The sequence below is a fragment of the Streptomyces sp. NPDC046859 genome (assembly GCF_040645135.1).
Classification (GTDB): domain Bacteria; phylum Actinomycetota; class Actinomycetes; order Streptomycetales; family Streptomycetaceae; genus Streptomyces.
In genome coordinates this window covers 206,256-228,680 of record NZ_JBEYXR010000010.1, presented here as the reverse complement: position 1 = coordinate 228,680, position 22,425 = coordinate 206,256, and the positions used below count along the sequence as shown (strand labels likewise).

Below are 22,425 nucleotides of genomic sequence, written 5' to 3'. Positions count from 1 at the left end.
CCGGAGCGCTACCCGTGCTTCACTTCAAGGTCGCGGACGTGAGACCCGCCTGTACCTGCCGCTGGAAGGACAGGTACACGACCAGCATCGGGATCATGGCGATGGTCACGCCGGCGAAGAGGACCGGAAGGTCGGAGGCGTACCCCTGCTGCTGCTGGAGCTGGATCAGCCCCTGGGTGAGGACGTAGCGCTCGGGGTCGTCACCGCTCTGCGGCTGCATGAGGACCGTCGGCAGGATGAACTGGTTCCACTGGCCCAGGGTGTTGAAGATGCCGACGCTGAGCAGACCCGGCTTCGCCATCGGCAGCATCACCTGGAAGAACGTCCGGCTGTGCGAGGCCCCGTCCAGGATCGCCGCCTCGAAGACGGCCGTGGGCAGCGTCCGGAAGAAGGAGTGCATGAAGAACACGGTGAACGGCATCGAGTAGGCGACGTACACCAGGATCAGCCCCTGGTACGTGTTCAGCATGTCCAGGCGCCGGACCATGAAGAACAGCGGCACCAGCGCCAGGAACACCGGGAACATCGCGCCCGCGACGAAGAAGAAGTACAGGAAGCGGTTGCCCCAGAACTCGTAGCGGGCCAGCACGTACGCCGCCATCGAGCCGAACAGCATCGTCAGCGGCACCGAGAAGACCAGCACGATGACGGTGTTGAGGAAGTAGTCGCCGATGCCCTTCTCCCAGGCGCGGGCGAAGACGTCCAGCGACCAGTTCTGCGGCCAGCCGAAGGCCGAGCCGCCGATCTGGGCGTCGGTCTTGAAGGAGCTCAGCACCAGCCACAGCAGCGGCAGCACGATCAGCAGCGCCCACAGGGCGAGGAAGCCGTGCGAGAAGACGTTCAGCACGACGCCTTCGCCGCGCTGGTCGCCGGGGCGGACCGGGTTCGTGCGGACCGAGGACTGGGCCGGGACCGTGCCGCTCGCCGCGGGGGTCTCCTTGAGGGGTGCGCTCATCGTCGTCTTCTCTCCCGCTCAGAACTCGATGCGCTCGCGGCGGGTGGCACGCAGCGTGAACACGGACACGATCAGGGTGAGGACGAGCATCACGACGCCCATCGCGCAGGCGTAGCCGCTCCTCCCGTACAGCTGGAAGTTCCGCATCATCACGGTCGCCATGACCTCGCTGTGGTGGTCGGGGCCGCCGCCGAAGTCCCCGGACGTCATGGTGGAGACCAGGATGAACATGTCCATCGCGGCGATGCCGAGATAGACCCAGGCGGTCTGCACGGAGTCCCACAGCAGCGGCAGCGTGATACGGAAGAAGGACTGCGAACGGCCGGCGCCGTCGATGAGCGCCGCCTCGTAGATGTCCTTCGGAATGGACTGCATGGCCGCGGAGAACAGCACGAGATAGAAGCCCACGCCGTGCCAGACGACGACCACCAGAAGGGCCCACAGGACGATGTTCGGCTCGTTGAGCCATTCGACCGGGCTGTTCTTGTCGACCAGTCCCAGTTTGATCAGGAGGCCGTTGAGCATGCCGCCGCCGTCACTGCGGTAGACGGCCCCGAAGAGCACCGCCATGATCGCCAGTGAGAGCACCTGCGGAAAGAAATAGACGACCCGGTAGTACTTCGATCCGGCGACCCCGGAGACCCCTCCCGACCTGCCGCGTCCGCCCGCGTTCAGCATGAACGCGAAGAACAGGGCGATCAGGATCGTGATCACCGGGATGAAGATCAGGAACAGGATGTTGTGCCAGATGGCTCCCATGAAGACGTCGTCCTGGAACAACGCCTTGTAGTTGTCGAGCCCGACGAAATCGAAGGTCTGCGACTGCCCCTTCCAGTCGGTCAGGGAGTACCCGAACGTCTGGATGTACGGCCAGATCACAAAGGTCACGTAGAGCGCCACGGGAGCGAACAGAAATCCCGCGACGAACCGGTACTGCCCTTTACGCATTGGCGTCTTCCTGCCCTGTGTTCCCGACGGCGCTGCTGCGACGCCCGGCGGGGTGCGGGCGACTCGCGCGTCACCCGCACCCCACGGGGTCCCGATCCGACTAGTCCCGGCGGTTCTTCTTGGACTCCGGGTCCTTGGCCTGCTTGTCGACGGCCGCCTGGGCCCGCTTCAGCCACTCCTTGGGCTGGATGCGCTTGGCCATCAGCTCGTTGGAGGCGTTCTCGATGGCCGTGCCCATCTCGCTGTACCACTCGGTGTAGAGGTACCGGAAGGTGTTGTTGCCCGCCGCCTTGGACGCCTCGACGGTGGACTGGGTGCCGGGGCGCAGCTGGACGCCGGGGTCGACGCCGTCCTTGAGGATGGTGAGCGAGTTCGCCTCCTTGGCGAACAGCGTCGACCACTCCTTGGACAGCATCATCCGCATGAACTCCTTGGCGCCCGCGAGGTTCTTGGCCTTGGAGGGGATGATGAACGGCTCGCCGGAGCCGGCCCGGATGGCCTCGAAGGGCAGCTTGCTGTCGGGCAGCAGCGGCATCGGCAGGAACTTCATGTCGAAGTCGTCCGGCGTCGTCTTCAGCTGCTCGTTCTCCAGCCAGGAGCCGCTGGTGATGAAGGCGGCCTTGTACTGGTTCCAGCGGGTCTGGGACTCGGTGTGGGTCAGGCCGTTCGTGCCGGGCATCAGATAGCCCTTCTCGACGACCTCGTAGACGGCCTCGATCGCGGCGGTCGCCGCGTCCGAGCCGACGAACGCGTTGGGTTCGAGGTTGTCGATCGCCTTCATGGCGTCCAGACCGCCGGTCTTGGCGATGAGGTCCATGATGGCCACGTTGATGTAGTACGGGTACTTGCCCTGGTGCGCGAGGCCGCCGATGCCGTCGGCCTTGGCCTCCTTGCAGATGGCGAGGAAGTCGTCCCAGGTCTTCGGCTCCGTCCAGCCCTTCTCCTTGAAGAGCTTGCCGGAGTACCACAGGCCCCACACCGTGTAGATGTAGTTCAGCGCGACGACCTTGCCGCCCTGCATGCCGGCGTCGAGCGTGCCCGGGATCAGGGTGTCGCGGACCTTCTTGCTCGGGTCGTCCACGGACGGCGCGTCCAGGACCTCGGCGAGGTCCACGAGTTGCCCGTTCTTGTACAGCACGTCGATCGGGATCTGCTGGGCGCCGGAGTCGTCGACGATGTCCGGCGGGTTGCCCGCGTTGAAGCGGGGCTGGAGCTTGCCGGTGATCTCCTGGGTGCCGGTGTGGACGGAGGTGACGCCCCACTTCTTCTTGAAGCTGGCCTCCCAGGCCTTGGCGTAGTCGTCGCCGTAGCCGCCCTTGAAGATGACGACGTCGAGCTTGCTGCCGTCCTTCACTCCGAACGGGTTCGACTTGGACGTCTCGCCCTCGGAGTCATTGCCGGAATCGTCCCCGCCGCCGCTCGCGCACGCGGACAGGAAGCTCATGGTCGGAACGGAGATCAGACCCAGTGCGGCGGACCGCTTGATCAGATCGCGGCGGCCGACTCCCGCGGTGGTACCACCGTTCTCGGGATTCTGGGCAGAAGTGGATCCCATGCTCAAGTCCTCGCCTTCTCCAGGACTCAGGCGGTGAACCGGATCCTCCCCGGCACCGCGATCGGGTCAAGCTGGGGTCGTGCAGGAAGTGCGGAATCTTGTGAAGTGCCGACAGGTATAGTCCACTTCCCGCCAGCGGAGCAAGATCGAATGCAAGGTTCACCGGTGGTCTTTTCCGAGTTGAGACCTCACGGAAATATGCGGGGCCTGTGCGAGGCTTGCCGGGAAAATCCACTCCATAAGCCCCGAACGGCACACTCAACACCCTTGACAATGCCTGCTACTTGAGCCACTACTGTTCCTTGCGCAGCGAATCTGACAACGTTGTCCCGCGCGCAGGGAGGGTACCTGGTGAAGCAGCAGAGAGCTCGGCACAGATGGGGTACGGCGGTCGTGTCGGCGACCGCCTTCGCTTTGACCGTGGGCTCGCAGGGCGCCGCGGTGGCCCTGCCCCAGGCCCCCGCGGCAGCCGACCGGGAGTTCGCGTCCTCGTTCGAGACGGACGACCCGGCACCCGACTGGCTCAATACCGTCGACACCGGGCCCGGCGGCGCGAAACGCGCGTCCGGGGTGGACGGCGGGTACAGCAGCGGCATCCCGGGCAATGTGACCGACCACGTCACGGACGTACGGGCGAACGGGGAGAACTCCGGAGCCGGCGAGGTGAAGGAGAACCTCGCCGACGGCGAGCCCAGCAGCAAGTGGCTGGTGTTCGAGGCCACCGGATGGGTGGAGTTCGACCTCGACAAGCCGGCGAGGATCACCAAGTACGCGCTCACGTCGGCGAACGACTTCGCCGAGCGCGACCCGCGGGACTGGACCCTGAAGGGCTCCTCCGACGGCAAGGAGTGGAAGACGGTCGACACCCGTTCGGATCAGACCTTCTCCGAGCGGTTCCAGACCAAGACGTACGACCTCGCGGAACCGGCCGAGTACCGGCACTTCCGGCTGGAGATCACCAGGAACAACGGCGCCTCCGGCGTCCTGCAGCTGGCCGACGTCCAGTTCTCCACGGGCGGCGACGACGGCCCGGTGCCGCAGGACATGCTCTCCCTCGTCGACCGCGGCCCGAGCGGCTCGCCGACCGCCAAGGCGGGCGCCGGCTTCACCGGCAAGCGGGCCCTGCGCTACGCGGGGCGGCACACGGCGGACGGACGCGGCTACTCGTACAACAAGGTCTACGACGTGGACGTGGCCGTCGGCCGCGACACCCAGCTGTCCTACCGGGTCTTCCCGGCGATGGCGGACCGCGACCGCGACTACGACGCCACGAACGTCTCCGTCGACCTGGCCTTCACCGACGGCACCTACCTCAGCGACCTCGGCGCCGCCGACCAGCACGGCTTCCCCCTCTCGCCGCGCGGTCAGGGCGAGGCCAAGGTGCTGTACGTCAACCAGTGGAACCACGTCGCCTCCCGGATCGGCTCGGTCGCGCGCGGCAAGACCGTCGACCGGATCCTGGTGGCGTACGACTCCCCCAAGGGCCCGGCGAAGTTCCGGGGCTGGCTGGACGACGTGACGCTGAAGGAGGTCGCGCCCGAGAAGCCGAAGGCGCACCTGTCCGACTACGCGCTCACCACCCGCGGCACCCTGTCCAGCGGCGGCTTCTCCCGGGGCAACAACTTCCCGGCGGCCGCCGTGCCGCACGGCTTCAACTTCTGGACCCCGGTGACCAACGCGGGCTCGCTGAGCTGGCTGTACGACTACGCCCGCGCCAACAACGCGGACAACCTGCCGACGATCCAGGCGTTCAGCGCCAGCCATGAGCCCAGCCCCTGGATGGGCGACCGCCAGACGTTCCAGGTGATGCCGTCGGCCGCCTCCGGCACCCCGGACACCGGGCGCTCGGCGCGCGCGCTCGCCTTCCAGCACGAGAAAGAGACCGCGCGGCCGTACTACTACGGGGTGCGGTTCGAGAACGGGCTGAAGGCGGAGATGGCGCCGACGGACCACGCGGCGGTGCTGCGCTTCACCTACCCCGGTGACGACGCGAGCGTCCTGTTCGACAACGTCACCGACCAGGCGGGGCTGACCCTCGACAAGGAGAACGGCGTCGTCACCGGCTACTCGGACGTGAAGTCCGGGCTGTCGACGGGCGCGACCCGCCTCTTCGTCTACGGCACCTTCGACAAGCCCGTGACCGACGGGGCCTCCAGCGGTGTGAAGGGGCACCTGCGCTTCGACGCCGGGGACGACCGCACCGTGACCCTGCGGCTCGCCACGTCCCTCATCAGCATCGACCAGGCCGAGGACAACCTGCGCCAGGAGGTCGACGGCGCCTCCTTCGAGGCCGTGAAGGCGCGCGCCCAGCGGCAGTGGGACAAGCTGCTCGGCAAGGTGACCGTGGAGGGCGCGACGCCGGACCAGCTGACCACGCTGTACTCCAGCCTGTACCGGCTGTACCTGTACCCGAACTCCGGCTTCGAGAAGGTCGGTTCGAAGTACCAGTACGCGTCGCCGTTCTCGAAGATGCCGAACCCGGACACCCCGACGCACACCGGCGCGAAGATCGTCGACGGCAAGGTGTACGTCAACAACGGCTTCTGGGACACCTACCGCACCACCTGGCCGGCGTACTCGCTGCTCACTCCGGGCCAGGCGGGCGAGATGGTCGACGGCTTCGTGCAGCAGTACAAGGACGGCGGCTGGACCTCCCGCTGGTCCTCGCCGGGCTACGCGGACCTGATGACGGGCACCTCCTCGGACGTGGCGTTCGCGGACGCGTACGTCAAGGGCGTCGGCTTCGACGCAAAGGCGGCGTACGACGCGGCCGTGAAGAACGCGACCGTCGTACCGCCGTCGTCCGGCGTGGGCCGCAAGGGCATGACGACGTCGCCCTTCCTCGGCTACACCAGCACCGAGACGCACGAGGGCCTGTCGTGGGCGATGGAGGGCTACCTCAACGACTACGGCATCGCGAGGATGGGCCAGGCGCTCTACAAGAAGACGGGCGACAAGCGGTACAAGGAGGAGTCCGAGTACTTCCTGAACCGCGCGCGGGACTACGTCAACCTCTTCGACGCGAAGGCCGGCTTCTTCCAGGGCCGGGACGCCAAGGGCGACTGGCGGGTCGAGTCCTCGAAGTACGACCCGCGCGTGTGGGGCCACGACTACACGGAGACCAACGGCTGGGGCTACGCGTTCACGGCGCCCCAGGACAGCCGGGGCCTCGCGAACCTCTACGGCGGCCGCGGCGGTCTCGCGGACAAGCTCGACACGTACTTCGCCACCCCGGAGACGGCCTCACCCGACTTCGTCGGCTCCTACGGCGGGGTCATCCACGAGATGACGGAGGCGCGGGACGTCCGGATGGGCATGTACGGGCACTCCAACCAGGTCGCGCACCACGTGAACTACATGTACGACGCGGCCGGTCAGCCCTGGAAGACGCAGCGGAACGTCCGTGAGGTGCTGTCGCGGCTGTACGTCGGCAGCGAGATCGGGCAGGGCTACCACGGCGACGAGGACAACGGCGAGCAGTCGGCCTGGTACCTGTTCTCCGCGCTGGGCTTCTACCCGCTGGTGATGGGCAGCGGCGAGTACGCGATCGGCTCGCCCCTGTTCACGAAGGCGACGGTCCACCTGGAGAACGGCCGCAAGCTGGTCGTGAAGGCGCCGAGGAACAGCGCCCGCAACGTGTACGTCCAGGGCCTGCGGGTCAACGGCGTGCCGTGGAAGTCGACGTCGCTCCCCCACTCGGTGATCGCGAAGGGCGGTGTCCTGGAGTTCGACATGGGCGCGAAGCCGTCCTCGTGGGGCAGCGGCAAGAACGCGGCGCCCGTCTCCATCACCCAGGACGACAAGGTGCCCACGCCCCGCGCCGACCTGGTGAAGGGCGAGGGCGCGCTGTTCGACGACACGTCCGCCACGCAGGCGGCCGTCACCTCGGTGGACCTGCCGGTGGCGAAGGCCGCCAAGGCCGTGCAGTACACCCTGACGTCGCCGTCGGACCGCACGAAGGCACCCACCGGGTGGACGCTGCAGGCGTCGAAGGACGGCACCGAGTGGCGGACCCTGGACGAGCGCACCGGAGAGACCTTCACCTGGGACCGGCAGACCCGGGCCTTCTCGGTGAAGTCGCCGGGCACGTACGCGAAGTACCGCCTGGTCCTCACCGGTGAGGCGACCCTCGCGGAGGTCGAACTGCTCGGCTGAGCGGGGTCTCAGGGGAACGCACGCGGGGTGTCGGTCCGACCGGACCGGCACCCCGCGTGTGTTGTGCGGCCCTTGGTCTGCCAAGGCCCCCTCGTAGTGCGCGGGGCGCACGCACGCAAGCCCCTGGGTATTTTGTGCGCCCCTTGAGCGCCCTCGCACCCACCGACGGGAAAGGACCGCCGGCATCGGGAGCATGAGCGGTCGCCGGAACGTTCTCGTGACGGGTGAGGAGATCTGGCATCAGTGCACTTGACACCGCATCAGCCGCCGCCCGCACCGCCTGGACACAGCGTGCGTTCCGCTCATGTCAATCAGCTCTATCCTTTTGGCTAGTTGCATAATGGACAGAGCAGATTGCTAGGAACTTTCTGTGCATGGCCGACCGGCTTCAGGGTAGGCGCACGGTCGAAGGAGCGGCGATGACATCCCCGGTGGACCCCAGCCTCAACAGGCGCAAGCTGCGTCTCGCCCTGCGGCGTGCCCGCGAACGCTCCGGCCTGACTCAGCGTGAGGCCGCCGAGCTTGTCGAGTGGTCGCAATCGAAACTCATCCGTGTGGAGACCGGCACCGTCGGAGTCTCCGTGTCCGACCTGCGAGCGCTGCTGCGCCTGTACGAGGTCACCGACCAGTCCACCGTGGACGAACTGGTCGAGGCGGCCCGGGGCAGCAAGGGCCCCAGCTGGTGGTCGAAGTATCACGACGTCGTCACCCCGCAGTACGCCCAGTATCTGGGATACCAGGGTGCGGCGACGTCCATGCGGAGCTACCACCCCATCGTCGTGCCCGGTCATCTGCAGACCCGCGCCTATGCGGAGGCGCTTCTCGCCCCCCGAGGTCTGAAACCCCAGCGGATGAAGAGGGTGGTGGACCTGCGGATGGAGCGGCGGGAAAGGCTGCTCGGGTCCACCGGCCCTGAGATCACCGTCGTCCTGGACGAGGCCGCCGTACGCCGCCGGATCGGCGGGGACGCGGTGCTCGACGAGCAGCTGCAGCACCTCCTGGAACTGAGCGGGCGCGACGACATCACCCTGCGCGTTCTGCCGTTCGAGGCGGGGGCGCACTACAGCACACTCGGCAGCTTCGTGCTCCTCGGCTTTCCCGACGACGACGATCTGCTGTACCTGGAGCACGCCGCCGGCAGCATGACCAGCGGCGAGGACCTGGAGCTGCTGGCCCGCTACCAGGAGTGCTTCCACACGATCATGGACCTGGCGCTCGGCGACACCGAGTCACTCGACCTGATCACTCGTATCAAGCAAGACCTCGGAAGCCGCTAGAACCGCGGTGCCATTTCTGGTGGTGTAGCCAGGGGGAGGACCAAACGTGGTCTTCAGGTCGATATGGCAGGGCCTGCAGAGCGCACTCGGCGGCGGTATGAACGACGAGGACGTCAAGGCGCAGGCGATACAGGATCCGGCGCAGACACAGAACCTCATAGCGATAGAGAGGGCCCGCGGCGATGTGAAGCTCCAGTTGGTGACCCGGCTCGCGGTGTTCGCGGTCGTCGCACTCGCGCTGCTGCTGGGCACCGTCGTCTTCGTCGTCCACCAAGCGGGGAAACTGGAGCTGCCGTGGCCGCGGATCGGGACGGCCCTCGCCACGCTGGTCGGCGCGTCAGGTGTCACCGCCGTGGTGGCCCGGATACGCAAGCGATTGCTGAGGCGCCGTCAGGAGGCTGCGGCTAACGCGGGAAACCAGACCGCGTCTCCTGCGGATGGCGATCAGAACCAGGTGGGGACGCCATAGCCGGCCGGTTGGCCTGCCAGAGCCCGGCCCCCACCGCGACGGCGACCGCCACCGCGATCCACAGGATTCTCTTGGCCAGGACGCTGTCGACGAGCACGGACGCGAGCGCAGCGGCCAGCGTCGCCGCCGCCCCGGCGCCGAGCGAGTAGGCGACGACTCCACCTCTCAGCGCCGGCCACTTCCGGCCGCCCTTCCCCGAATGCTGCACTGCAGATGCCTCGGCACCCATAGAGGCCCCCTACCTACTGCCGATGGCGGATCAGGTACGTCACAAGCCGTCCAGCTCCCCCTGCGCCAATGCACGGAGGAAGGTCGCCCAGGCGGGGGTTGCGAAGCTCAGCGGCGGGCGTCCCGGCTTCTTGGAGTCACGCGCAAGCACCCGGCCCTCCCCCACGGCGACCTCCACGCACTCGTTCTCGTTGCCGCATAAGCTGCTCTTGCGCCACAAGGGTTTCCCCTTATGCACCACCTCAGCCTCCTGCCCCCCGATGCGCCTGGATGGTGCCCATCCATGTTAGTGGACGGTTGTGCACCACCGCAGGCAAACCCCCTACGCCGGTACCGGGAGACCGCACGCGGCACCCGGGCGATGACACACGTCTCCCACTGACCGGACGACCTGTCCATGCGTACCCCACTTGGCCGCGTGGGGAACCGACTTCGGCCGGAGTTGGCTCAAGTTCCCTGCTTCTACGGCCAGGTGGCAGACACCGGGAACGCTGCCGATCGTCCGGGACGCCACAGGGCCGCACCCCGACATGAGGAGTGCGGCCCTGGACGATGCCGATCGTGCGCGTCGCCTACTTGCGGAGCAGGCTGCGCAGGACGTACTGCATGATGCCGCCGTTGCGGTAGTAGTCGGCCTCACCGGGGGTGTCGATGCGGACGACCGCGTCGAACTCGACGCCCGTGTCGGTGGTGACCTTGACCGTGCGCGGCGTGGTGCCGTTGTTGAGCTCCTCGACGCCGGTGAAGGAGAAGGTCTCCTCGCCGGTCAGGCCGAGGGTGGCGGCGGAGTGGCCCTCCGGGAACTGGAGCGGCAGGACGCCCATGCCGATGAGGTTCGAGCGGTGGATGCGCTCGTACGACTCGGCGATGACGGCCTTGACGCCGAGGAGCGCGGTGCCCTTGGCGGCCCAGTCGCGGGACGAGCCGGAGCCGTACTCCTTGCCGGCCAGGATGGCCAGCGGGATGCCCTGCTCGATGTAGTTGCGGGAGGCGTCGTAGATGAACGACACCGGACCGCCGTCCTGGGTGAAGTCGCGGGTGTAGCCGCCCTCGGTGCCCGGCGCGATCTGGTTGCGCAGGCGGATGTTGGCGAACGTACCGCGGATCATGACCTCGTGGTTGCCGCGGCGGGAGCCGTAGCTGTTGAAGTCGCGGCGCTCGACGCCGTGCTCCGTGAGGTACTTGCCGGCCGGGGTGTCGGCCTTGATGGCGCCGGCCGGGGAGATGTGGTCGGTGGTGACCGAGTCGCCCAGCTTGGCGAGCACGCGGGCACCGGTGATGTCGGTGACCGGGGCGGGCTCCATCTGCATGCCCTCGAAGTAGGGGGGCTTGCGGACGTAGGTGGACTCCGGGTCCCACTCGAAGGTGTCGCCGGTCGGGATCGACAGGGCCTGCCACTGGGCGTCGCCCGCGAAGACGTCCTGGTAGGACTTGGAGAACATGTCCTCGCCGATGGCGTTGGCGACGACGTCGTTGACCTCGGCCTCGGAGGGCCAGATGTCCTTCAGGTAGACCGGGTTGCCGTCCTGGTCGACGCCCAGGGCCTCCTTGGTGATGTCCACCTTCATGGAGCCCGCGAGGGCGTACGCGACGACCAGCGGCGGGGACGCCAGGTAGTTCATCTTGACGTCGGGGTTGATCCGGCCCTCGAAGTTGCGGTTGCCGGAGAGGACCGAGGTGACCGCGAGGTCGTGGTCGTTGACGGCCTTGGAGACCTCCTCCGGCAGCGGGCCGGAGTTGCCGATGCAGGTGGTGCAGCCGTAGCCGACGAGGTTGAAGCCGACCTTGTCGAGGTACGGCGTCAGGCCCGCCTTGTCGAAGTAGTCGGTGACGACCTTCGAACCCGGGGCGAGGGTGGTCTTGACCCACGGCTTGCGGGTCAGGCCCTTCTCCACGGCCTTCTTCGCGACGAGCGCGGCGGCGACCATGACGTAGGGGTTGGAGGTGTTGGTGCAGGAGGTGATGGCGGCGACCGTCACGGCACCGTGGTCGATCTCGTACGTCGAGCCGTCGGGGGCGGTCACGGTGACCGGGTTGGACGGGGCGCCGTTCGGGATGGTCGACGGGGCGTCGGAGCCGGGGAAGGACTCCTTGCTGGCCTCGTACTCGTCGGTGACGTAGTTGCGGACGTCCTGCTTGAACTGCTCGGCGGCGTTCGCGAGGACGATGCGGTCCTGCGGGCGCTTCGGGCCGGCGATGGACGGGACGACCGTGGAGAGGTCGAGCTCCAGCTTCTCGGAGAAGTCCGGCTCGGCCTTCGGGTCCAGCCAGAGGCCCTGCTCCTTGGCGTAGGCCTCGACGAGCGCCAACTGCTGCTCGGAGCGGCCGGTCAGCTTCAGGTAGTTGATGGTCTCGGCGTCGATCGGGAAGATCGCGGCGGTGGAGCCGAACTCCGGCGACATGTTGCCGATGGTGGCGCGGTTGGCCAGGGAGGTGGCGGCGACGCCCTCGCCGTAGAACTCGACGAACTTGCCGACCACACCGTGCTTGCGGAGCATCTCGGTGATGGTGAGCACGAGGTCCGTGGCGGTGGTGCCGGGCTGCAGCTCGCCGGTCAGCTTGAAGCCGACGACGCGCGGGATCAGCATGGAGACCGGCTGGCCGAGCATGGCGGCCTCGGCCTCGATGCCGCCGACGCCCCAGCCGAGGACGCCGAGGCCGTTGACCATGGTGGTGTGCGAGTCGGTGCCGACGAGGGTGTCGGGGTACGCCTGGCCGCCGCGGACCATGATCGTCCGGGCCAGGTGCTCGATGTTCACCTGGTGGACGATGCCGGTGCCCGGCGGGACGACCTTGAAGTCGTCGAAGGCGGTCTGGCCCCAGCGCAGGAACTGGTAGCGCTCCTTGTTGCGGCCGTACTCCAGGTCGACGTTCTGCTTGAAGGCGTCGGACGTGCCGAACTTGTCGGCGATGACGGAGTGGTCGATGACCATCTCGGCCGGCGAGAGCGGGTTGACCTTCGACGGGTCGCCACCGAGGGCCTTGACGGCCTCACGCATGGTCGCGAGGTCCACGACACAGGGCACGCCGGTGAAGTCCTGCATGATCACGCGGGCCGGCGTGAACTGGATCTCCTGCGACGGCTGGGCCTGGGAGTCCCAGCCGCCCAGGGCGCGGATGTGGTCGGCGGTGATGTTCGCGCCGTCCTCGGTGCGGAGGAGGTTCTCCAGCAGCACCTTCAGGCTGTAAGGGAGGCGCGCGGAGCCCTCGACCTTGTCCAGCCGGAAGATCTCGTACGACTCGTCGCCCACCTGCAGCGTGCTGCGGGCGTCGAAGCTGTTCGCCGACACGACAGTCTCCTTCATTGATGTGCGCGTACCACCACGATCCTGCCGCGACGACCTGTCGGCCGATCCACTAAGGTAGGGCTAAGTTAGGTAACCCTTACCAGCAGGACGGCCGCGCCGCGCGGCTGCGGTGCACCTCGGCAGATATCTCGATGTCGAGATAACTCTAGTACATGGGGCCCGGATGGTCATGCCCTGGGGTGCGGCGAGCCCGTGCGCCCGGGGCCACGCGGGCCCTCATTGCATGACCATGCGAGATGATGCATACTCTTCCTATGTCCAAGGTCCTCACCTCCCTGCCCACCGGCGAACGGGTCGGCATCGCCTTCTCCGGCGGTCTCGACACCTCGGTCGCGGTCGCCTGGATGCGCGACAAGGGCGCCGTCCCGTGCACCTACACCGCCGACATCGGCCAGTACGACGAGCCCGACATCGCCTCGGTGCCCGGCCGCGCCAAGACCTACGGCGCCGAGGTCGCGCGTCTGGTCGACTGCCGTGCGGCCCTCGTCGAGGAAGGGCTGGCCGCGCTCACCTGCGGCGCGTTCCACATCCGCTCCGGCGGGCGCGCGTACTTCAACACGACGCCGCTGGGCCGCGCCGTCACCGGCACCCTGCTGGTGCGGGCGATGCTGGAGGACGACGTCCAGATCTGGGGCGACGGCTCGACCTACAAGGGCAACGACATCGAGCGGTTCTACCGCTACGGCCTGCTCGCCAACCCGCACCTGCGGATCTACAAGCCCTGGCTGGACGCGGACTTCGTGACCGAGCTCGGCGGCCGCAAGGAGATGTCGGAGTGGCTGGTCGCCCACGGCCTGCCGTACCGGGACGCGACGGAGAAGGCGTACTCCACCGACGCCAACATCTGGGGCGCCACCCACGAGGCCAAGACCCTGGAGCACCTGGACACCGGCATCGAGACCGTCGAGCCGATCATGGGCGTCCGGTTCTGGGACCCGTCGGTCGACATCGCCGCCGAGGACGTGACGATCGGCTTCGAGCAGGGCCGCCCGGTCACCCTCAACGGCAAGGAGTTCGCCTCCGCCGTCGACCTGGTGATGGAGGCCAACGCCATCGGCGGCCGCCACGGCCTGGGCATGTCCGACCAGATCGAGAACCGGATCATCGAGGCCAAGAGCCGCGGCGTCTACGAGGCGCCGGGCATGGCCCTGCTGCACGCCGCGTACGAGCGGCTGGTCAACGCGATCCACAACGAGGACACCCTCGCCCAGTACCACAGCGAGGGCCGGCGGCTCGGCCGGCTGATGTACGAGGGCCGCTGGCTGGACCCGCAGGCACTGATGATCCGCGAGTCGCTCCAGCGCTGGGTCGGCGCCGCGATCACCGGCGAGGTGACGCTGCGGCTGCGGCGCGGCGAGGACTACTCGATCCTCGACACCACGGGCCCCGCGTTCTCCTACCACCCGGACAAGCTCTCCATGGAGCGCACCGAGGACTCCGCCTTCGGCCCCGTCGACCGCATCGGCCAGCTGACCATGCGCAACCTCGACATCGCCGACTCCCGCGCCAAGCTGGAGCAGTACGCCGGCCTCGGCCTGATCGGCACCGGCAGCCCCACCATCGGCGCCTCCCAGGCCGCCGCGACGGGCCTCATCGGCACCATGCCGGAGCTGCCCGAGGGCGGCGCCGAGGCGATCGCCTCGCGCGGCGAGGTGTCCGAGGAGGACGCGCTGCTGGACCGCGCCGCGATGGAGTCCGGCACGGACTGACCGGCACGGACCGACCGGCACGAGGGGACGGACCCGCGAAGGGCCCGGTACGACGCGGCCTGCGTCGTACCGGGCCCTTCCCGTGCGCTTCTCCATGGAACCGGGCATGCCTCAGCGCGCCAAGTCGGGGTAAGCGGGTGAACACCTGACCGACCGAAGACCGACTGGAAAGGGAGGCGCGCATGCCCCTCACATTCCGCAAGAGCTTCCAGATCCTTCCGGGCGTACGGCTGAACATCAACCGCCGCTCCTGGTCCATCACCACGGGCGCCAAGAACGGCCCGCGACACACCCACAGCAGCACCGGGCGTCGTACGACATCGATGGATTTGCCCGGACCTTTCGGATGGCGGCGCACCCGTTCCGCCAAGGGGCGTTGACGGCCCGTCACCCGAATGGACCCCCTGAGAGGTGCCATCTCATATGTGAGATAGCCTCAGCCTCATGGCAGACGACTACCTCGTACGCATCGGCAGGCTCATCCGTGACGCCCGGCAACACCGTGGCTGGACACAGGCGCAGCTCGCCGAGGCGCTCGGCACCTCTCAGAGCGCCGTCAATCGCATCGAGCGCGGCAACCAGAACATCAGCCTTGAGATGATCGCCCGTATCGGCGAGGCCCTGGACAGCGAGATCGTGTCCCTGGGATACGCCGGTCCGATGCATCTCCGGGTCGTCGGCGGACGTCGGCTGTCGGGTTCCATCGACGTCAAGACGAGCAAGAACGCGTGTGTGGCGCTGCTGTGCGCCTCCCTGCTCAACAGGGGGCGCACAGTGCTGCGCCGGGTGGCCCGGATCGAGGAGGTCTACCGCCTCCTCGAAGTCCTCAACTCCATCGGCGTGCGCACCCGTTGGATCAACGGCGGCGTCGACCTGGAGATCGTGCCGCCCGCCGAGCTGGACATGGCCGCGATCGACGCCGAGGCCGCCGTGCGCACCCGGTCGATCATCATGTTCCTCGGCCCGCTGCTGCACCGCATGAACCACTTCAAGCTGCCCTACGCGGGCGGTTGCGACCTCGGTACGCGCACCATCGAACCGCACATGATCGCGCTGCGCCGCTTCGGCCTGGACGTGGCGGCGACCGAGGGCCAGTACCACGCCATGGTCGACCGGTCCGTGCGACCCGACCGGCCGATCGTGCTGACCGAGCGCGGCGACACCGTGACGGAGAACGCGCTGCTGGCCGCCGCGCGGCACGACGGCGTCACCGTCATCCGCAACGCCTCGTCCAACTACATGGTCCAGGACCTCTGTTTCTTCCTGGAGGCGCTCGGCGTCCGGGTGGACGGCATCGGCACCACGACGCTGAGCGTGCACGGTGTGCCGACCATCGACGTCGACGTGGACTACTCGCCGTCCGAGGACCCGGTCGAGGCGATGAGCCTGCTGGCCGCCGCCGTGGTCACCGAGTCCGAGCTGACGGTGCGCCGGGTACCGATCGAGTTCCTGGAGATCGAGCTGGCGGTCCTGGAGGAGATGGGCCTCGACCACGACCGCACTCCCGAGTACTTCGCCGACAACGGCCGCACCCGGCTGATCGACCTGACGGTCCGTCCCTCCAAGCTGGAGGCGCCGATCGACAAGATCCACCCGATGCCGTTCCCCGGCCTGAACATCGACAACGTGCCGTTCTTCGCCGCCATCGCGGCCTCCGCGTCCGGCAAGACCCTGATCCACGACTGGGTCTACGACAACCGCGCCATCTACCTGACCGACCTCAACCGCCTCGGCGGCCGCCTCCAGCTCCTGGACCCGCACCGCGTCCTGGTGGAGGGCCCGACCCGCTGGCGCGCCGCCGAGATGATGTGCCCGCCGGCCCTGCGCCCCGCCGTGGTCGTGCTGCTGGCGATGATGGCGGCGGACGGCACGTCCGTGCTGCGCAACGTGTATGTCATCAACCGCGGTTACGAGGACCTGGCGGAGCGGCTGAACTCGATCGGCGCGCAGATCGAGATCTTCCGGGACATCTGAGGGATCTCAGAACACCGGTGCCACCAGATCGAGGAAGCGGAGCAGGAAGAATCCGGCGATGAGCACGGATCCGATCAGGACGAGGACGAGCCAGAAGTACGGGTGCTCCCAGACGCCACCGTCCGGACGCTCTTCGTGCGCCTCGGCGATCGAGCCCTCCACGGGAGGCGTCTCAGTCGGCCTGTTGAGTGGTTCGGTCACTCTGCTCACCTCTTTCCTCTCGTGGGCGGGCGCCATTCGGGCGCCCGCCCGTCGCCAGTACCCTCGGGACCCTGCGTGGCGGGCAGCAGGTGCCGCTCCCGCCCTGAGTCCGGGAGGGCGGCGACCGCCTCGCGTTCGCGTGCCGCCTGCTTCGGGTGCCGGAGCTGCCAGTACGGGTTGTCGTGGGACAGCTTGCTGGACACCCGCCCGTACATCCCGAACGTGGCGATGATCAGTCCCATGACGAAACTGAAGATCACGTTGGTCATGCCGAAGTCGAGGATGTTGGCGGGCCGGTCCAGTACGAAGATGTGCGCGAAGCCGCTCAGCACGAAGAGCGCGCCGACCGTCATGTTCAGGACGGAGGCGAAGTTGCCGCCGACCGCCGCGCCGGCGAGCAGAGCGAGACCGACGACGGTGGAGATGATGCTGAGGGCGACGTTGGTGGTCATGCCGACGATCGTGTCGCCGGCCGTGTCGAACGGGCTCAGCGCGTCGGCGAAGCCGAGTCCCGCGAAGACCAGCAGGACGAGGCCGCAGAAGCCTGCGCCGTAGCGGTAGACGGTGGCCAGATGGTGATCGACGGGCAGTTCGTCCTTGAGCTTCATGCCCGTTTTTCGCCCTGAATGCGTTCTTTGGATGCATATGAGAATTATTTGAGCGAAGAGCACCGGGTGACCAGCGCCCTGCACGGTCGCGTCGCCGGTGACCTGTCGCGCCTACAGGATCGGCGGCGGCAGTTCCGCCGTTTCGCTCAGCTGGGCCCACACCGTCTTGCCGTGGCGGGCGTGGCGGGTGCCCCACTGTTCGGCGAGCTGGGCGACCAGGAGCAGGCCGCGGCCGCCCTCGTCGAAGACGCGCGCGCGGCGCAGGTGCGGGGTGGTGCTGCTGGCGTCGGAGACCTCCAGCAGCAGGCCCCGGTCGTGGATGAGGCGCAGGCTGATCGGGGCGCGGCCGTAGCGGATGGCGTTGGTGACCAGCTCGCTGACGACCAGCTCGGCGATGAAGTCGATGTCGCCGAGTCCCCAGGCGGCGAGCTGGCGGGAGACGGCGCCGCGCGCGCGGGCGACTTCCGAGGGGTCGGGCTCGAGGTCCCAGGTGGCGACGCGGTCGGCCCCGAGGGCGTGGGTGCAGGCGAGGAGCAGGGCGATGTCGTCGTCCGGCTTGGTGGAGGGCAGCAGGGCCGCCAGGACGGTGTCGCAGGCCGCGTCCAGGCTGGGCGCGGGCCGGGCGAGAACCTCCCGGAGGGCGGCGAGCCCGGCCTCGGCGCCGTGCGCGAAGGCCTCGATCAGGCCGTCGGTGCAGAGGGCGATGAGGCTGCCCTCCGGCAGGTCGATCTCGACCGTCTCGAACGGCAGGCCGCCGAGGCCCAGCGGCGGGCCGGGCGGCAGGTCGAGGAGTTCCGCCCTGCCGTCGCACACCACCACGGCCGGGGGCACATGACCGGCCCGGGCCAGGGTGCAGCGACGGGAGACCGGGTCGTAGACCGCGTACAGGCAGGTGGCGCCGATGTCGCCGTCGCCGGAGCCGTCCTGGTCGCCGGACTCCTCGGCGGACAGCCGCAGCACGACGTCGTTCAGATGGGTGAGAAGTTCGTCGGGCGGCAGGTCGATGTCGGCCAGGGTGCGTACGGCGGTCCGCAGCCGGCCCATGGTGGCGGCGGCACGGATGCCGTGGCCGACCACGTCCCCGACGACGAGGGCCACCCGCGCTCCGGACAGCGGGATGACGTCGTACCAGTCGCCGCCGACCCCGGCGTCCGAGCCGGCCGGCAGGTAGCGGTAGGCGACGTCCACGGCCGACTGCTGGGGCGCGTTGCGCGGGAGGAGGCTGCGCTGGAGCGTGAGGGCGGTGGCGCGGGCATGGGTGTAGCGGCGGGCGTTGTCGACGGCGACCGCGGCCCGGGCGGCGATCTCCTCGGCGACGAGGAGGTCCTCGTCGTCGTAGCGGACGGGGGTGCCGCCGCGATGGAACTCGGCGAGACCCAGCGTGGTGCCCCGGGCGCGCAGCGGCACCACCAGCGTGGAGTGGATGCCCCGCGGGTCCTCGGACCGGTCGTGCTGGTGCCGGGAGGGCCGCCCGGTGACCAGGGCACGCTCGGTGGCGGAGCCGTCACGGCAATGGTGGACCTCCTGCGGCCGGACGCCCGGTTCGGGGCCCTCGGCGTCCGCGGGCACCTGGGCCATCCGGCGGAGCAGGAAGGGCATCTCCACGACGGCGTCCTCCCCGCGCAGCAGGGGGTCGAGGAGGTCCACGGTGACGACGTCGGCGAGGCGTTCGGCGGCGAGGTCGGCCAGTTCCTGCACGGTGCGATCGATGTCGAGGGTGGTCCCGATGCGCATGCTCGCCTCGTTCACCAGCCTCGACCGCCAGCGCAGCCGGCGGTCCCGCTCCTCCTGGAACGCCTCCACGCCCTGTTCGGAGACGCGGTCCACGTAGGTGGTCGACACGGTGGTCAGCGCCCGGGCCGCCGCGCTGACCTGCTGGGCGTCGCCGCTGAGCAGGGGCAGCTCTTCCAGGAGCCGGTCGTTGACGATAGCCTGGGCCAGGCGGAACGCGCGCAGGACGGTGCTCAGCGGGATGCCGTGGCGGGCCAGTCCCAGGGAGCGGGCGGTGTCGGCGGCCGGCAACTCGATCCGGCTCGCTTCGATCTGACGTTCGAGGCCGGAGAGCGCGGCGGTGATGTGGTCGAAGATGCTCTGGGAGACGGCGCGGGCGACGTCGGGCGTTTCGTAGAGGGCCGGAAGTTCGCGCCGCAGGCACTGCTCCACCTCGGCGGAGAGCTCGCCGGCGTGCCGCCCGAGCTCCTGTGCCGCTCGCGAGAGAAGTTGGCCGGCCGAGGAATCCACACAGACGACGGTACGCCGCTCGGGCCGCCGTCTCAGACCGGGGTGGTGCGCGAGAGGCCCCTCGCCGGACAGGGCGCCACCCGATCGGCGGTACGGGGGCGGGCTTCCCCCGTCCGCGTAGGAGTTCCGCGGCGTCCTCGCGGCCCGCGGCCCGCGGCCCGCGCCGCGCCCGCCGGGTCGGCGGGGCGCGGCCGGGCGGGCTCCCGCGGGCGCGGGCCGGGTGGCCGTCAGGCCTTCACGAGGGTCGCGTTCTTCTTCAGCTTCGCGTGGAAGTACGGCAGGGGCAGCCCGCCCAGCATGTCCACGGGGCGCAGCTCGACGAGGGTGGCCTCGACGTCCGCCTTGCCGGCCTTGAGCGTGGACGGGGTGGGGGTGCCCTCGTTCACCCAGCGGTGCTTCTTGCCGTCGCACTCGGCGAGGGTGCCGCCGATGGCGTGGCGGGTGTCGGACTTCCGCCGGGCCACGGAGGCGCTGACGAAGACCGGGCCCTCGGCGTCGGCGCAGCGGTAGGTGCCCGAGACCGTGACGGTGCCGTCGGCGGCCAGGCGGATCTTCTTGTCGACGGTCACGGACTCCGTCACCTCGGTGGTGGAGTCGGTGTCGGCGGCGGGGGCCGAGGGAGCGGCGGCCAGCAGGAGCAGGACGGCGCCGGCGGTGGCGGCGAGCGCGGGGCGCAGGGGCATGGGATGACCTCCCGGGTGGGCGGAGTGGGGGGTTCCACTCGTACCCGGCGAGAGGGTCCGGGGACGTGATCGTCACCCCTTCGGTGGCGAGTCCGCCCCGACCGTCGCGGGGCGGTCAGGGAGTTGTCCGCGGGGTGTCACGATTCGCGACGGGCCGTTCCGGGGCGGGCGCGACGGGAGCATGGTCGAACCACACGGACGGCCCTCACGGCTCGTCCGGACCATGTGGAGGTGCGCCATGTGTTCTCACCGGTCCTCGTGCCCGTCCGCCCAGGTTGGCTCCGCACATGTGGCCGCGGCCCACGTCCCTGCCGCCCATGTGGTCGCGGCACACCCCGAGCAGGGCTGGAGCCTGCTGTGCGACGGCTCGATCGTGTTCGACGACAGCGGTGCGCTGCTGCCCGACGGCAGCGTGGTGGCGCCGCACCGGGTGCCGGCCGCCCGGCTGGCGCAGGCGGCGTGAGCCGGCGGATCGGCGCGGTCCGGGAGGAGGACGGCGGCTACGGCAGGACGGCGAAGCCGTCCAGCTCCACCAGTGCCCGCTCGTCCCACAGCCGGACGACTTCGACGACCGCCATCGCCGGGTAGTCGCGTCCGGCCAGGCGCCGCCAGACGCGGCCCAGTTCGGGGGCCTGGTCGCGGTAGGCCGCGACGTCGGTGGCGTACACGGTGACGCGGGCGAGGTCGGCCGGGGTGCCGCCGGACGCCACGAGCGCCGTCAGGAGATTGGCGAGCGCCCGCTCGAACTGCTCCGGCAGCGTCTGCCCCGTCACCTTCCCGTCGGCGTCGAGCGCGGTCTGGCCGGCCAGGAACACCACCCGTGAGCCGGTGGCGACGACCGCGTGCGAGAAGCCCGTGGGCGGGGACAGGTCGGGCGGGTTCACGCGCTCGGCGGTCACTGGGCGGCCTCCTTGCCGGCGTAGATCTCCTTGGCGATGATGCCGCGCTGCACCTCGCTGGCGCCCTCGTAGACGCGTGGGGCGCGCACCTCGCGGTAGAGGTGTTCGAGCAGGTGGCCGCGGCGCAGGGCGCGGGCGCCGTGCAGCTGGACGGCCTGGTCGACGACGTACTGCGCGGTCTCGGTGGCGAGGAGTTTCGCCATCGCCGCCCGCTTCGGGACGTCCTCGGCACCCTCGTCGTACGCCGTGGCCGCCGCGTACACCATGAGGCGGGCCGCCTCGGTGCGCAGGGCCATCTCGGCGACCTGGTGGGCGACGGTCTGGAGGTCCTTCAACTTCCCGCCGAAGGCGTCCCGTTCCGCGGTGTGGGCGAGCGTCGCGTCGAGGGCGGCGCGGGCCATGCCGACGGCGAAGGCGCCGACGCTGGGCCGGAACAGGTTGAGGGTGCCCATGGCGACCCGGAAGCCGCGGTCGACCTCGCCGAGCACGTCGTCGGCGGTGACGGGCACGGCGTCGAAGGTGAGGGCGCCGATGGGGTGCGGGGACAGCATGTCGAGGCTCGTCCCGCCGAGGCCGGGGCGGTCCGCGGGGACCAGGAAGGCGGTGACGCCGCGGGCGCCGGCGCCCGGCGTGGTGCGGGCGAAGACGGTGTAGAAGTCGGCCTCGGGGGCGTTGGAGATCCAGCACTTCTCGCCGGTGAGCCGCCAGCGGGCGGCGCCGTCGGGCTCGGCGGCCGGTGGGGGCGCAGCCGGGGGCGTCTCCGTCACCGGCCCTTTCTCAGCCCGTAGTTCCAGGGCTGCCGCGTCCGAGCCGGCCGCCGGCTCGCTCAGGGCGAAGGCGGCGATCGCGGTGCCCTCGGCCACGCGGGGCAGCCAGCGGTCCCGTTGGGCCTGTGTGCCGTGGGCGTGCACGGGGTGGGCGCCCAGGCCCTGGAGGGCGAGCGCGGTCTCGGCCTCGGTGCAGGCGTAGGCGAGGGACTCGCGCATCAGGCACAGGTCGACGGCGCCGGAGGTGAACAGGCGCTCCAGCAGCCCGAGCTGCCCCAGTTCGGCGACGAGCGCGCGGTTGACGTGCCCGGGTTCACCCTTCTCCGCAAGGGGGCGCAGCCGTTCGGCGGCGAGGGTGCGCAGTTCGGCGCACCAGGCGGTCTGGGGTGGATCGAGCGAGAATGCGGGCATTGCCGACCTCCTGCGGGCCGCCCCCGGCGGACCCTTC

General features: G+C 69.3%; 18 protein-coding genes. 7 read left to right on the top strand and 11 right to left on the bottom strand.

Annotated features, from left to right (window positions below):
• Window positions 1-19: 19 nt before the first annotated feature.
• The 3 genes from ABZ899_RS17965 to ngcE all read right to left on the bottom strand — a co-directional run bounded on the left by ABZ899_RS17965 (window position 20) and on the right by ngcE (window position 3,458).
• The gene (locus ABZ899_RS17965; protein WP_361346668.1) at window positions 20-955 is read right to left on the bottom strand and encodes a carbohydrate ABC transporter permease; all 936 of its coding nucleotides are present in this window, start codon (window positions 953-955) and stop codon (window positions 20-22) included.
• An 18-nt stretch (window positions 956-973) separates the two neighbouring features.
• Entirely contained in the window at window positions 974-1,903 is a 930-nt protein-coding gene (locus ABZ899_RS17960) for a sugar ABC transporter permease (protein WP_361346666.1), read from the bottom strand.
• Between the two features lie 100 nt (window positions 1,904-2,003).
• On the bottom strand, window positions 2,004-3,458 hold the full coding sequence (gene ngcE / locus ABZ899_RS17955) for an N-acetylglucosamine/diacetylchitobiose ABC transporter substrate-binding protein (RefSeq protein ID WP_361346663.1): 1,455 nt from the start codon (window positions 3,456-3,458) through the stop codon (window positions 2,004-2,006).
• A gap of 414 nt (window positions 3,459-3,872) precedes the next feature.
• On the opposite strand from ngcE, the gene ABZ899_RS17950 reads away from it, so the two are divergent.
• The 3 genes from ABZ899_RS17950 to ABZ899_RS17940 all read left to right on the top strand — a co-directional run bounded on the left by ABZ899_RS17950 (window position 3,873) and on the right by ABZ899_RS17940 (window position 9,359).
• A complete protein-coding gene (locus tag ABZ899_RS17950) occupies window positions 3,873-7,613 on the top strand; it encodes a GH92 family glycosyl hydrolase (RefSeq protein ID WP_361346718.1) in 3,741 nt (1,246 codons plus the stop codon).
• A gap of 419 nt (window positions 7,614-8,032) precedes the next feature.
• Window positions 8,033-8,890: a helix-turn-helix transcriptional regulator gene (locus ABZ899_RS17945; protein ID WP_361346660.1), complete on the top strand. Its 858-nt coding sequence runs from the start codon at window positions 8,033-8,035 to the stop codon at window positions 8,888-8,890.
• Window positions 8,891-8,987: 97 nt separating this feature from the next.
• Complete coding sequence (locus tag ABZ899_RS17940; protein WP_361346657.1) at window positions 8,988-9,359, top strand: hypothetical protein; 372 nt, start codon at window positions 8,988-8,990, stop codon at window positions 9,357-9,359.
• 268 nt (window positions 9,360-9,627) lie between these two features.
• Here ABZ899_RS17940 and ABZ899_RS17935 read toward each other — a convergent pair whose 3' ends face one another.
• Complete coding sequence (locus ABZ899_RS17935) at window positions 9,628-9,753, bottom strand: DUF397 domain-containing protein (RefSeq protein ID WP_361346715.1); 126 nt, start codon at window positions 9,751-9,753, stop codon at window positions 9,628-9,630.
• Between the two features lie 406 nt (window positions 9,754-10,159).
• Window positions 10,160-12,877 (bottom strand): aconitate hydratase AcnA, encoded by a 2,718-nt coding sequence (acnA, locus tag ABZ899_RS17930; RefSeq protein WP_361346654.1) that lies wholly within the window; start codon window positions 12,875-12,877, stop codon window positions 10,160-10,162.
• 272 nt (window positions 12,878-13,149) lie between these two features.
• Here acnA and argG point away from each other — a divergent pair, with 272 nt between their 5' ends.
• From argG to ABZ899_RS17915, 3 genes are all read left to right on the top strand, one after another.
• A complete protein-coding gene (gene argG / locus ABZ899_RS17925; RefSeq protein ID WP_361346652.1) occupies window positions 13,150-14,604 on the top strand; it encodes an argininosuccinate synthase in 1,455 nt (484 codons plus the stop codon).
• 182 nt (window positions 14,605-14,786) lie between these two features.
• On the top strand, window positions 14,787-14,984 hold the full coding sequence (locus ABZ899_RS17920; RefSeq protein ID WP_361346650.1) for a DUF4236 domain-containing protein: 198 nt from the start codon (window positions 14,787-14,789) through the stop codon (window positions 14,982-14,984).
• A gap of 64 nt (window positions 14,985-15,048) precedes the next feature.
• Window positions 15,049-16,578 carry a UDP-N-acetylglucosamine 1-carboxyvinyltransferase gene (locus ABZ899_RS17915; RefSeq protein WP_361346647.1) on the top strand — a complete coding sequence of 510 codons (1,530 nt, stop codon included), beginning with the start codon at window positions 15,049-15,051 and terminating at the stop codon, window positions 16,576-16,578.
• Between the two features lie 6 nt (window positions 16,579-16,584).
• Here ABZ899_RS17915 and ABZ899_RS17910 read toward each other — a convergent pair whose 3' ends face one another.
• From ABZ899_RS17910 to ABZ899_RS17895, 4 genes are all read right to left on the bottom strand, one after another.
• Complete coding sequence (locus ABZ899_RS17910; protein ID WP_361346644.1) at window positions 16,585-16,779, bottom strand: hypothetical protein; 195 nt, start codon at window positions 16,777-16,779, stop codon at window positions 16,585-16,587.
• Window positions 16,780-16,784: 5 nt separating this feature from the next.
• Window positions 16,785-17,387, bottom strand: a complete 603-nt coding sequence (locus tag ABZ899_RS17905; protein ID WP_361346642.1) for a DUF4383 domain-containing protein — start codon at window positions 17,385-17,387, stop codon at window positions 16,785-16,787.
• Window positions 17,388-17,498: 111 nt separating this feature from the next.
• The gene (locus ABZ899_RS17900) at window positions 17,499-19,628 is read right to left on the bottom strand and encodes a SpoIIE family protein phosphatase (RefSeq protein WP_361346639.1); all 2,130 of its coding nucleotides are present in this window, start codon (window positions 19,626-19,628) and stop codon (window positions 17,499-17,501) included.
• Window positions 19,629-19,855: 227 nt separating this feature from the next.
• Window positions 19,856-20,311, bottom strand: coding sequence for a DUF6299 family protein (locus tag ABZ899_RS17895; protein WP_361346636.1), 456 nt, complete (start codon window positions 20,309-20,311; stop codon window positions 19,856-19,858).
• A 238-nt stretch (window positions 20,312-20,549) separates the two neighbouring features.
• Between ABZ899_RS17895 and ABZ899_RS17890 the strand changes: the two genes are divergently transcribed.
• Window positions 20,550-20,774 (top strand): DUF5999 family protein, encoded by a 225-nt coding sequence (locus ABZ899_RS17890; RefSeq protein WP_361346633.1) that lies wholly within the window; start codon window positions 20,550-20,552, stop codon window positions 20,772-20,774.
• Window positions 20,775-20,811: 37 nt separating this feature from the next.
• On the opposite strand, the gene ABZ899_RS17885 is transcribed toward ABZ899_RS17890, so the two are convergent.
• Entirely contained in the window at window positions 20,812-21,210 is a 399-nt protein-coding gene (locus ABZ899_RS17885) for a RidA family protein (RefSeq protein WP_361346630.1), read from the bottom strand.
• Entirely contained in the window at window positions 21,207-22,388 is a 1,182-nt protein-coding gene (locus ABZ899_RS17880; RefSeq protein ID WP_361346627.1) for an acyl-CoA dehydrogenase family protein, read from the bottom strand. Before ABZ899_RS17880 ends, ABZ899_RS17885 begins: the two co-directional genes overlap by 4 nt.
• Between the last annotated feature and the right edge of the window lie 37 nt (window positions 22,389-22,425).